Below are 13,691 nucleotides of genomic sequence, written 5' to 3' on the forward strand. Positions count from 1 at the left end.
ATACCCACGCACTGAATACGTTTAAATATTATTGTTCAATCATTTTTTTAAAGATTGGGCCGACTGAAACTAATGCTTCTGGCGATAAAATATCTTCATGGGCAAAGTCAAAGTGATGTTCTTCAAGTTCATCTATGTAAGGCGCCCAAGTGGCTTGAGTATCCATTCCTTCTGGCACTGTATTATCCGCAACAAACAACACAGCTTTGCCTTTAAAACGTTTTGATTTAGCTGAAGATAAAAGCGTGACCGAATCCGCATAGTTTTTCACGATATCAGCGAACATCTCGTCTCGGTCTCGTTCCATTTGTTTATCTAATACATCTCCAGACACATTCATGAATTGCTCTTTTTCGCGTTCAACTTCTTCTTGCGCTTCCGCATCAACAGAGCCAGACCAATCTTGCTCATCAGGCGGATAGGTATCCAATAAGCCTAAGAAGTCCACTTGTTCACCCATTTCTTGTAGGCGTACAGCCAACCCATGGGCAATGACGCCACCAAGAGAATAACCAATAATTCGATAAGGCCCTGAAGGTTGACGAGACCTCAACACGCGTAAATGCTGATCAATCATTCCTTCCATATTCTTTTGAGCCGCTATTGGCCCATCAGGTCTTGGTGATTGTAAACCTAGCATTGAGCACTCTTTATCAACATAACGGGCAAAGCCTGTATATTGCCAAGCAAACCCAGAAGCAGAGTGAATACAGAATATAGGGTTACCTACACCTTGTTTAATTGGCAGTACCGCACCAAACCCAGATAACTCGCGACTATTTGCTAGGTCTTGATTGCCCAACACTTGTGCTAGCTTCTCAATACTCGGCGACACCATGATCTGACCTACTGTCACATTCAGCCTTAGCGCTTTTCGAAGTTCAGCAACAAGACGTACCGCGAGAATAGAATGGCCACCCAAGGTAAAAAAGTCATCTGTCGCACTCAAGCCTGTCACCCCAAGTACTTTCGAGAACGCGTTGGCTATCTCAGTTTCAACACCCAACTTCAGTGCACGCCCTGCACTAGAATCCATCACATCAGATGGAATAGGTAAGGCTTTTCGGTCTAATTTACCATTTGCACTAAGAGGCATAGCATCCAACTGAATAATGGCAACCGGCACCATGTGTGTTGGTAGCTGTTCAGCCATAGAGATACGCATTTGAGCCACATCAAGCTCTCCATTCTTACTGGTTGCATAAGCAACAAGTTGGCGCGCATCCGCCCCCATAGAGCCGCTTTGTTGTCCCCATTCTTTGGCCACTACAACGGATTGATCAACTTCTGGTTGAGCGGCTAAGACTTGCTCAATCTCGCCCAGCTCAATCCGCTGTCCACGGATTTTAAGTTGATCATCACTACGACCAAGATATTCAATGGCACCATTGTCTAACCAGCGCACCACATCGCCAGTGCGATACATACGTCCACCATTGCCTTCCACATCCGCAACAAAACGTGTTGCGCACAATTCAGGACGCTTCCAATAGCCTTCTGCTAGTTGCACACCACAAAGGTACAACTCACCTGCCACACTAATCGGAACAGGACGTAAGAAGCTATCTAATATGCGTAACTCAGTATTCCAAACAGGATAACCAATCGGTACACCAACGCCTTCGACCTTTTGTAAGCCCTGACCAAAAGCAGGATAATAGCTAACATCAACAGCCGCTTCCGTTGGGCCATATAAGTTGTGAAGTTCACAGCCTATTACTGTTTCAAACTGTCTAGACAGCTCAGCCGGCAAGGCTTCACCACTACAAAATACACGTCGTAATGTGTCACAAGACCAACCTTTATCTGCCCTATCATTTGCTATTTCAGAGACAGAAATACTTTTTATTTCAGAGACAGAAGTACTTTCTATTGCAGAAACAAAAGCTGCTAGCATAGAAGGCACAAAATGCAGTGTTGTAATACCTTGCTGATCAATCAATTGTTGCAATTGAACTGGGTCTCTATGGGCTTCTGGCGGAGCCATATGTAAACTCGCTCCGACCATGGCACTCCAGAAGAACTCCCAAACAGACACATCAAAGCTACAAGGGGTTTTCTGTAGAACAACATCATCAGAGGTTAATGGATAACTGTCCTGCATCCATAAGATACGATTGACAATGGCTTGGTGAGAAACCAAAACACCTTTAGGACGCCCCGTTGAACCAGACGTATAAAGCAAGTAAGCCGCTGCTTTTTCATCCAGTACTGGCGCTTGCCAAGCCTCAACTTCATCACGAAGTAGCGTGTCATCCTGTAATGGCACAATCTCATCATCGAAAAGGAAGCTTTCACCCTCATGCACAAAACGCGGTTGCTCAACACCCAACGTAATTAAGGCTCGTGGCTTGGCGTCTTCTAACATGTAATTCAAGCGATTATCTGGGTAACCTGTATCCAATGGCAAGTAAGCAGCGCCCACTTCGATAATGGCCCATAAAGCCAAGCTCAGCTTAACGGATCTCGGTAAAGCAACCGCTACAATGTCCCCAGGTTCCACACCGAGACTCTGTAACTGTTTGGCTAAACGAATCACTTCATAACGAGCTTGGAGATAACTCAACTGAGTTGACTCGTCAGACAAACACGCTTGATCTGGTGTTGCCAAGGCTTGCTGGATCAAACAGTCTCTTAATGTGCTATTTGGCACATCATGAGCGGTATTGTTCAGAGTCGAGACAAGCTCTTTTTCTGCGTCTAGTCGAATATCCAAAGTATGCTGAGGCATCGTTTCTCCAGACAGGAGAAAGTCCAATACATTTTCAAAACGTGTTAGCAAGGCCGCTATCTCTGAACCACCACGGTACTCAAACAGCAAATCCAATTGCTCACTCGGTAAAGCCAAAACAGTCAGTGGATAATGAGTAAAGCCACGGTTATAGACTTCATCCAGCGTTAAACCTTGATATTGCGATGCAAACAAGTCTGCTTGTTCTGGGAAGTTCTCGACCACCAACAAGGTATCAAATAAGTTGTTTTGACCAACCAGACGCTGAATTTCCGATAAGCCCAAGCCATCATGTTCAAGTAAGGCAATTTGTTCATTCTGCACCTGTTGCATTTGCTCCCACAGACTTAACTCTGGTTGCAAATTCACTCGTACAGGCACCGTATTACTAAATAACCCAATATGCTCTTCAATGCCTGTGACACTACCAAAACGACCTGAAATTGGTGTACCAAACACCACATCAGAGCGCCCTGTTAGGCCAAACAACACATTCGCCCACACTGTTTGTAAAAGGCTGTTTAAAGTCAAACCTTTACCCTGATAAAGCGCTTTCAGTTGAGTAAACTTCTTCGTATCAAAAGTTAAAGTATGAGTCGTCACCAACTCATTAGGTGGGTTATCAGCAAACAATAAGGTTGGTTCAGCGCCTGTGAAAGCGTCTTTCCAAGCGGTTTCCATATCCGTTTTGTCTAGCATCAAGAGCTGCTCAACAACAGACGAATAAGGCACAGAGGTAGAAACTAGCTTAGCTTTATCACTGCCATAAGCATTCACTAAATCGCGCAACATAATTGGCGTTGACCATCCATCAACAACCAAGTGATGGGCATTCAAGAAGAGATAATGCTTATCTTCTGACAGGCTCACCAAGACCGCATGCAACAGCGGCACACCAGCAGACTGTAACGCCATGAAATCTCGGCTTAACTCTTCTTTTTCAATTTCTAATAAGCGATCTTGTTGTGTAGATTCGTCCAGTCCCTGAAGATTCACTTCTTCCACTGGCCACCAGTTTTGACGTTCACTGATGCGTCGCCAAGGCAATATCTGCAATGCTCTATCACCTTGTGAGAAATCAAACAAAGCACCAAGCTGAGGATGTTTCTCAATGACCATGCCTAACGAACGTTTCAATCGCTGTAAATCCATTTTTCCAGAAAATGCCAAACGCGCTAAGGAGCTATAACCTGCGTCTTTGGCGTGAGACGCTTGTTCAAGTTGAGCATGGAAAAGCAAGCCTTCTTGCAAAGGTAAGGCTGGTAAGACAGCTTCTAAAGCGCCATATTGATTTCGTAAGTCATCGATATTCTGTTCATTTAAGTCGACGCTTTTTAGATCTTCAGATACTAATGTATCTGCCGCGATCGCTTGGTGCTTATTCGCAAATTGATTCATAAGAGACGCCATCTCAGACAGCCGAGCCATCAGATGTTTAACCTCTTTTTCCTCAACACAGGAAGTATCGTAATCAAGGTGAACCACCAATTGCGATTCACTCTGCTGATCATCAATGAAGACATTCAGTTCAATAGCGTAAGAGGACTTAATTAGCGCCGACTGATGTACCTCAAACGTATCATGGAAATAACGCTCCCCTTTCAGAAAGGTCAGCGCGTCTTGTTGAAAACGCCCAAGGTAGTTAAACAAAATCTGCGGCTCTGATTTACCACGTCGCAGAAGCCCCGATTCACCACCATTCAGATATTTGAGAACACCATAACCTACACCATTATTAGGCACTTTCTGTAATGAAGAACGAACCAAACGCACCACAGTGTCATATGGGGCCTCAACGTGACTCAGTTGTTTGAGTAACGACATTGGTGCTGCCATGCGAACAGGGTATTCCGCCGTAAACCAACCGACCGTTCTCGTTAAGTCCAAACCATCCACTTCAGCACGACCATGAGACTCCATCATGATAGGAAGGTCTGAAACCTGATAATGTTCAGAAAAAGCAAGATACAAGGCACTCAAAAAGGCTTCTTGCGGCTGGCAACGATATTGTTTAGGTAAGGTATCAAGCAACAAACCTGATGCTGTTGTATCCAACAACAAGCGTTGGTGCTGTCTAGTACCGGACACCTCGGTATTAAAGATCGGCTTAGCGTCTAGTTGAGTAAACCAATGGGCTTGTTCTTTTTGCCAACGAGGCATGTCATTTTTCAACGCTGTTTGCCAGTCTAGTAAACTGTTAGGAGACACATCTAACTCTTTAGATGGATCACTTAATAGACAAGAAATATCTGCAAACAAGACACGCCAAGACACCCCATCAACAATAGTATGATGCAATGCAAATACAGCCGCCTGCTGCTTGTCACCTTGCAGGTAACCCACACGCATCGCTGGAAAGACTTGATGTTCAGGTGTTTGAATAAGCGCCTCAAACCCATAATCAACCATGGCTGGAAATGCTTTTTGATCCGCAAACAAACGAACAGGGAAAGAACCTAATGAACCCTCAACCGTTACTTTTGAACTCTGTACAACAGCATTCAATATAGAGTGTGCAGCAATTAGCTGATTCACCAAACCACGAAAGGTTTGATATGTCATATTATCAGGTAGAGCAATACAAACCGCTTGGTAGTAGGATAAATCTAGCCCGCCAGCCTGATCCATCCAGCGATAAATAGGCAACTCTGATAATTGACCAGTATGAACACTCGACACCATTTTCTTCTGATCTAATGGTGTCAGACGCCCAGCAATCACACTTACTACTCGGCTTTCAAAAATGTCTTTTGCCCGTAAAGAATAGCCATTTTTTCTGGCCAAACTGCTCAGCGACATAGCCACAATACTGTCTCCGCCTAGGGCAAAGAAATCATCATCCGCAAAGACTTCATCAAGATTTAAAACCTCTTGTACTAGCTGAGAAATCAGTACTTCTTGATCATTCTTAGGTAGCGTACCTTGGCGTTTCATCGCCACTGGGCTTGGCAAAGCGCCACGGTCAACTTTACCGTTCGTATTCAAAGGAAAACGAGGTAACAAAGTCAATGTGGCTGGGATCATATAAACAGGAAGCAAGTCCGACAAAGCCTCAAAAAATGATTGAGTCAGTCGTTTAATCTCTTCTACACCGTCATTAATCACGCTTTCTTCCACAATAAGATAAGCGTCTAATCGATGGGTGCTACCTTGCTTATTCGCCACAACCAAACAGTTTTTCACACCATCAAGCTGATTAATCGTCACTTCGACTTCACTTGGCTCAACACGATGTCCACGAATCTGAACCTGATGGTCCGTACGGCCAATAAATTCAACCTGACCATCGTCTAACCAACGGGCTAAATCCCCCGTTCGATACATTCTTTCACCCTCTTTAAAAGGGTTCGCCACGAATCGAGTGGATGTTAATGCTTGTTGATTTAGATAACCATGAGCTAAGCCCGGACCAAAAACATATAACTCCCCTGCTACACCGATGGCAACCGGAGATAGACTCGAATCCAGAATATAAGCTTCTGTATTGGAAAGTGGGCGACCAATGACCATTCTCACTGAATCCATAACATCAGCGCCCAAGCTGTCTACCGTGTTTTCAGTAGGGCCATAATAATTACGAATTTTCAGCTGAGGGTAAGTACGCGCTTGTTGCCATAAACGTGAGGACGCCGCTTCTCCTCCAATGTAGATTAGGCTAGGGAAATATTGATTAGGCTCAATAGCATCCACATCAAACAGTTGAGTCAATACTGTCGGAGGTAGATCAACTGCCTGAATATAATGTTTCTGGCAGTAATTCTGAATTAACTCTGGGTCCTTACTGATTTCATCTGGAACAATATGAACAGTATGACCAAAGCATAGCCAGTACAAAATATCCCAGTTTGTGTCAAAGGAGAAAGAAGCCGTTAGCAGCACATTAACTTGCTGATACTTCTCCGCCAAGGCTTTACCGTCACGAGACCAATGAAAATACGCTAAATTCATTAAGCCACGATGAGCAATAACAACGCCCTTAGGTTTTCCTGTAGAACCCGATGTGTACATGATGTACGCCAAATCATTTGGCTCAGGAAAAGCGTTATTGACTACCTTCTTATCATTACAGCGACTTAACAAATCAAGAAAAGCCACATCATCCACGGGCTGAATAGACGTACCATCCGGTAGATCACACACCACCTCCGAATAGGTCAATACTAGTTTTGGCGCCGCATCTTCAATCATCCAATTAATACGATCTTGAGGGTATGCTGGGTCAATGGGTAGATAATGAGCGCCAATTGTCATGGTCGCAAACATGGCGAATACCATGCGTTCATCCCGTGATAATGCAAGACCAACACAAGCGCCTCGTTCAACACCAAGGTCCTGTAAAGCGTATACCCATTTCGCAATATTAAGATTCAACTCTGAGAAAGTAATCTCTTTATCATCCACTACCAATGCCGCTGTAGAAGATAAATCGTCGCCTAGGGTGTGAAATTTTTCTATTACACTAGCACATTGATGCTCTGGCAATATGCCACCGCATTGCCATTGCGTTATTTGTGATTGTTCAGGCACGAGCAGTGTCGATATTTCAGAAATACTTGACTGAGGAGCCGATAAAATATTTTGAATAAAGTATTCAAAGCGAGCAATATAGTCTTCTAAATCGGCTTTATTGTATTTCTGGCTGTTCGCCACCCACTCAATGTGTACCGTGTCTTTTTCGAAATGAATACCGAAATCCAAATCTTCAACAGGGCCCGCTGCAAGGTGTTCTATTTTTCCAGGAACATCACCAAACGCTAGCTCATAATCAAATAATCGTAAGTTAATCGTAGGGCCATACAAGGCATCCCCTACTCGATTCAGATCACGGAAAATCTGCTCTCCATTGTATTTTTGATGCTTACGAACCGATCGTAAATCTTTCTTAATACGACGTGTCACATCAAAAATGGTGTAATCCACCTGCCCTTCTAAAATCAAAGGAAGCACATTAACAACAGGACCTAGAGCCTGTAATGCCGCACCACCAACACGCCCCATAAAAGGGAAACCAATTGGCAAACGCCATTGATCTGTCACTCTCATCAAGAACGCGGAGATCAAACCAATAGCAAGATCCGCAACCGCTAAGTTTTTGTTTGACTCCAGGGTGTCTAAGCACGCCTGTAATTGCAGACCACTCATTTCGCTATCAAGACGAATCAAACTTTGAGAAGTCGTTAACGCAGCACTTTCTTCAGCCTGTTCCTTGGCTAAACTCACAACCTGAGGAAGGTCGGCACAATAGGTTTCCCAAAATGCCTTATCTCGAGCATATTTTTCTGAATTTTTATAAGCCAACTCTTCTTCGACTACCTCGCTAAAAGGCGTATAAGGGGTTTGGCTGATACGCTTCTTATGAAGCAAAGAATGATAAATAGAGGCGACTCGACTGGTAAAGGCATTAAAGCTAAAACCATCCAACATGATATGGTGGAAACGCTGGTACCAGACATAATGTGTATCCGCCAGTTTAAATAGCATTTGTCGAGCTAAAGGAGCAGAAGACAATACGGTTAATTCTGCTTCTAAATCTTGCTGAATCAAGTGTTCCATTTTTTCCACACCATCAGCATGATCTGTGTAATCAACCCATTCAGGTGAAAAAGGTAATGGTTTACCTGTGAAACTTTGCGTTGGTATGCCATCTTGTTCGCTGTAATTCGCATTAATAGTATCAGCTTCTTTTAGACCGATTTCGATGGCTTCTAGTAAGTAATGACTGTCAATATTTCCATTGATATGAACTTTATGGGCGATGGTAAAGATGTTTTTTTGCTGCGATATATCATCCGCTAACCATATCCCCATTTGCACGTCAGTTAATGGCACAACAGAAGTAGAAAGATCTGACGCGGTATTATTATCCATCATTGTGATTCCTTGAGATCTTGAGTAAAACAGTTACGGGCGAAGATCTGTCCAATTCATTTCGACATAGTCAAGACAAGCATTTCTAGAAGAGGGACCAAAGACGGATGTCCAGCCTTGTGGTATGGCTTTAAAGTTGGGCCACAAACTGTGCTGTTGCTGGGCATTTACTAGCACAATAAAATCCAATGTTTCATCATCGAATACATTTGCCATTACATTACTCATCATTTACTCCTAAATTATTTCTATTTACGCAGGTATTAAGTGTAATAAGCCATTCACCAACCCTGAACGCCATGACAGCCTGTCATGGCCACCATGTACTGTCTCAAAGTGCACATTGCCATTCTTTCCTTTTATCGCTTCATACATCATTTGGTTATAAAGACACATGTCTTTTTCCCCTGAACCGACCGTCATAAAAATATTCAAATGCTGTATGGACAATCGTCCCTCAACGACTTGCTCAGCAAGGCCACCTTTCGGTAATAGATTCTCTAAAGGTTGCTCAGGAACCAAGCCATTCACCCTATTTTCCTCTGGCCACCAGAAAGAGCCTGAAAGGCTAATTACCTTAGAAAAGTGTTCAGGAAAAGTCAGTCCCGCATACAATGCAGAAAGCCCCCCTAAACTTTGACCAGCCACTATCATCTCTGAAATATCACTGTCTGAAGTTGATAAAGCATGTTTTACAGTAGGAAGTAACTCATCAATTAACGCTTGCCAAAAAGGTCGATGACAGCTCAATTCTTTCCAACGAGTTTGGCCATTAATACAAGGGATCAAAAGGTAATGCGCTGGAGAAACCCTCTTCGTTTCAGTTAAATATTGAAGAACGGATAAGGTTCCACTGACAGCTCCCCATTGTTGGCCGTCTAATAGAATAACTAACGGTGCGTCACCCATTGCTGTTGAGTAAACACTGCAAATTCGTTTATTTTCTAAACTTGACGACTGCCAACTAATAGAATGAATTTGACTAGTAGGCACAGTATCGAGGTTTCCCTGCTCCCATTCTTTCCAGCCTAGTTCAATAGGTGCATTAGGAAGATGGAGTGGTGAACTCTCCCCCCATCCTGAAACCTGTGTAGGTAATGTATTTAAATCATCGGGGATTTGATTACTCGCAACATCTATCCACCAAGCTCGTTGTGCCTCTCTAGAACCATCACTATTTTTTAGTGCAATATCTGGAAGTTGATTTGCCTGAAGAGGAATGAATGAATAGCTGCCACGCCATTGTGAACTCACTGTTAGCTGCCCAAACCATGCATCTGTACCAGCCAAGCGACTCAAACAAATCGGTTCCCAACTATGATGATTGGTAAGAGAGTTAACATCTAAGATAACACTGGCTACGCTTGACGTTTTTTCATTCCCTTGCGGATCCTGCCAAATAAAAACAACTAAACAGTTTTCTTCATCTAATGTCTGAATAACTGGCATGCCAACAGAACGAATTGCCTCCCACCAAGGCTCGCTACCAATCTCACCTAAAACACCATAAGAGCTCAAAAAAAGAGACCAATTGTTAATCAATGTATTTCGCCTAAATAAAAAAACCTAACGAATACTATTGCGAACGATTCGCATTATCAATACTATTAGCAAGCTTTTTACTTAATCTAAACAAAGGAAGGTTATAAAAATGTCGAAATACACACCATCAACCAAACTATCACGTGTCGCTGCAGCAATAATAAGCATCAATGCGGCACTTATTTCAGGAAACTCCTTTGCCGAAAACGCTGCAACAGAAGAAACAAACTTGCCTGTTCTAATCGTTACAGGTGAAAAAGTAGACAAAGACATAAAGAATACGACTACCGCGGTAACCGTTATTGGTGAAGAGAGTTATGCAAGCGGTGAAGCGAAAGAAGTAAATGATATTGTTATTCAAGCACCTAACGTAACTGCGGCAGGATTCGGTACGATTAATATTCGTGGCGTTAATGGTGCTGGAGCGGCAACAGGAAGTAACGCGTTCATGACAGGAGGTAGCCCTCGCATATCGACCACAGTCGATGGTGTAACAGAAGCATGGGGCGGGTATAATTTTACACCAGCTGGGCTGTGGGACACTCAGACTGTTGAAGTACTTCGTGGGCCACAATCCACATCGCAGGGAACAAATGCCATTGCAGGTGCTGTTGTTATTAAAACTAATGATCCTACCTTTACACCAGAAAGTGCGATTCGTTTAGGGTTAGAGCAATATAATAACGGCAACCTCATGTATAACCTTGGAGTCATGAACTCTGGCGCACTCATTGAAGACGAATTAGCTTATCGACTGTCTTTTGATGGCACTACAGGTGAAGGTTGGATTGATTATGACGTAGCAGATAGTGATGTAGCGGATTCACCTGATTTAAATGATTCAGAGTCTATTAACTTTCGAGGAAAACTACTCTGGGAGCCGTCTGACATTGAAGGCTTAACAGCCAAATTAAGCGTTATCCATAGAGAAAATGAAGGAGAGTACCTTTCTTGGATTAATGGTGACAGTAGTAACTTCGAATCTCTTACATCTTCAATAAATTCAAGTGACCGTGAAAATACTCGTCTACAAGATTCAATAGTAGATACTGTCTCTATTGATGTTGATTACCAGATCTCTGACACCGTCAAAAATCAAACTCAATTCAGCTACAACAATCAAGATGCTTCCTTTGATGAATACCCAGGAACAACGCTTTTAAACATAACTGAAGAAACAATTGCTCTAGAAAACAGAATATTAATCACACCACATAATTCCAATCTTGCTAGCTTAATTGGATTCTATGCATCCCAGTCAGATACAACTCTGGATGTCGATTTTGGCTCTTCAGATTCCAATTACTTTATTTCAGATGGGACAAAAACTACCTTAGCAATTTTTGGTGAGACAACTTATGACGCCACAGAGAAACTGTCATTGACTGTCGGCGGTCGTATTGAAAACCAAAATCAAGATAGAACACTTGTAAAAGCCAGCACCTATACACTAGATCAAGATGAGAATTACACAATCATCCTCCCTAAACTAAGTGTTACTTATGACCTAACCGGAAAAACAACACTAGGAGCCTCTGCTCGTCAAGGTTACAACGCAGGTGGAGCAGGCCTTAATTGGAGCACTAATGAGTATTACACTTATGATAAAGAAGAAGTCACAGCGCTCGAACTAAGTAGTAAAACACGTTTTAATCACATGTCTGTTAATGCAAGTATTTTCTACAATGATTATTCCGATTATCAGGCTTACACAAGCGACACATTAGAAAATGTCGAGTCTGTTCAGACTTATGGCGCTGAATTAGAGGTTACCTTTTTGGTAACTGATGACCTAGAACTACGTGGTTCGATAGGTACATTGCAAAACACCATCAACGCGACCAGTGATAGCACTTCTGACTGGGATGGCAATGAACTTACTTATGCACCAGACCTAAACCTTGGCTTAGGTTTTACACAATATATTGGCGACAACTTATCTTTTGGAGCCGATGCAACTTATGTTAGCGAGTACTACGCTGATTTAGATAACACTGAAGATTACAAGTCTGGAAATTATGTTGTCACTGATGCTCGTATTCAATATACCACTGGGGACTTAACCATTGATGGGTACATTAAAAACCTAACAAATGAAGACGTAGTTTACTTAATAAATAGAGGTACTAGGGCTTCTGTTGGTCAAAGCCGTACAATTGGTGTAAGTGCTACTTACCGTATGTAACATGTATTGAGTAATCAAATTCAAAAGGCGAATCAATGATTCGCCTTTTTTTATTATTAACGCCATTGAAAACGGCGAACTTCGTTGCCCTCCTCTGGTTTATTCGGGATATTAAATGCCAATATCAAAGAAACAACCGTCATCAAGGCACCCGCTAAGAAGACACTAGCTGGCGACACCAACCAAATCAGTCCAAAAGTAACTGGAATAACAACTGCGGCAATATGGCTGATGGTAAAAGATACTCCTGCCGTGGATGCCATATCCGCTGGATCTGCAATTTTCTGTAGGTAGGTTTTAATCGCTAATGCCAATGCGAAAAATAAATGATCAATGACGTATAAACTACCTGCCAACATAGCTGAATCAACAAACGCATAACCAACAAACACAAAAACCAAACCAGTGTATTCAAAAACCAATGCTTTTTGCTCACCAAAACGACCAATCAAACGCCCAATTCGTTTAGCAAAAAACCAATTAAACAGATAATTTATCAAGAACAATAAGGTAATGTCTGATGCGGAATAACCAAATTTCTCTACCATTAAAAAACCAGCAAAAACGACGAATATCTGACGTCTCGCACCACTCATAAATGTCAGTGCGTAATAGAGCCAATAACGTTTACGAAGTAGCAGCTTTTTGTTTTGTGGTGTTTTTGCTTCAAATCGAGGGAAAGCCACACAAATAAATAAAACCAAGGTCAAAGCTGCTCCACCGGCGATTAGATACACCCATTTATAATCAAGTTGAACAACCTCAAGTAATAACCATAAACCAGAGTAAGTTATCAAAGATGCTAGTGCACCAATCGAAATAAGCTTACCTAGAACTTCTGGTGCCTCTTCTCTAGTTAGCCATTGCAATGACAAGGACTGCTTAAGGGTTTCAAAATAATGGAAGCCAACAGACATCAATAATGTCGTACATAACAGCCCTGCTACAGAAGGATAAAAACCTGTAATCGCCACGCCAACAGTAAGCATGATCAAAGACAAAAGCATGAAGCCTTGCTCTCGAATGAACAATAGAATAAAAATAGCAGTGAAAGCCAAGAAACCAGGAATCTCACGAACACTTTGCAATAAGCCAATTTCAGCACCTGTGAAATTGGCTTTTTCAATCACAAAATTATTAAGCAAAGCTTGCCAGCTAGCAAATGCTATTGGCACAACAATCGACACCAACATAAGTAAATGTTTAGGCGTTTGCCATGACTTTAGTGGCTTCTCTGATTGCAGCGTTATTTCTGAATTCAACATAACAACTTCTCTTTATGAATAGCTTGAATGCAATAAATGGTGATATATGATATCGCAGAGTTTATCAGTTAGCTTTAAGTCTTACCTTCTACAAAATGAC

5 protein-coding genes are annotated in these 13,691 nt (G+C 42.4%); 1 reads left to right on the top strand and 4 read right to left on the bottom strand.

Features of this window, described 5'->3' with window-relative positions:
* Window positions 1–28: 28 nt before the first annotated feature.
* From AC0L3Y_RS17105 to fes, 3 genes are read right to left on the bottom strand one after another with little or no spacing between them, the layout of a single operon-like run.
* Window positions 29–8,602 (bottom strand): amino acid adenylation domain-containing protein, encoded by an 8,574-nt coding sequence (locus AC0L3Y_RS17105; RefSeq protein WP_473466801.1) that lies wholly within the window; start codon window positions 8,600–8,602, stop codon window positions 29–31.
* Between the two features lie 30 nt (window positions 8,603–8,632).
* Window positions 8,633–8,827: an MbtH family protein gene (locus tag AC0L3Y_RS17110; RefSeq protein WP_473466802.1), complete on the bottom strand. Its 195-nt coding sequence runs from the start codon at window positions 8,825–8,827 to the stop codon at window positions 8,633–8,635.
* A gap of 24 nt (window positions 8,828–8,851) precedes the next feature.
* Window positions 8,852–10,141 (bottom strand): enterochelin esterase, encoded by a 1,290-nt coding sequence (fes, locus tag AC0L3Y_RS17115; RefSeq protein WP_473466804.1) that lies wholly within the window; start codon window positions 10,139–10,141, stop codon window positions 8,852–8,854.
* A 109-nt stretch (window positions 10,142–10,250) separates the two neighbouring features.
* Between fes and AC0L3Y_RS17120 the strand changes: the two genes are divergently transcribed.
* Window positions 10,251–12,326 carry a TonB-dependent receptor gene (locus AC0L3Y_RS17120; protein WP_473466806.1) on the top strand — a complete coding sequence of 692 codons (2,076 nt, stop codon included), beginning with the start codon at window positions 10,251–10,253 and terminating at the stop codon, window positions 12,324–12,326.
* Window positions 12,327–12,382: 56 nt separating this feature from the next.
* On the opposite strand, the gene AC0L3Y_RS17125 is transcribed toward AC0L3Y_RS17120, so the two are convergent.
* Window positions 12,383–13,591, bottom strand: a complete 1,209-nt coding sequence (locus tag AC0L3Y_RS17125; RefSeq protein WP_473466809.1) for an MFS transporter — start codon at window positions 13,589–13,591, stop codon at window positions 12,383–12,385.
* Window positions 13,592–13,691: the final 100 nt, after the last annotated feature.

Source organism: Marinomonas sp. GJ51-14 (assembly GCF_055808695.1).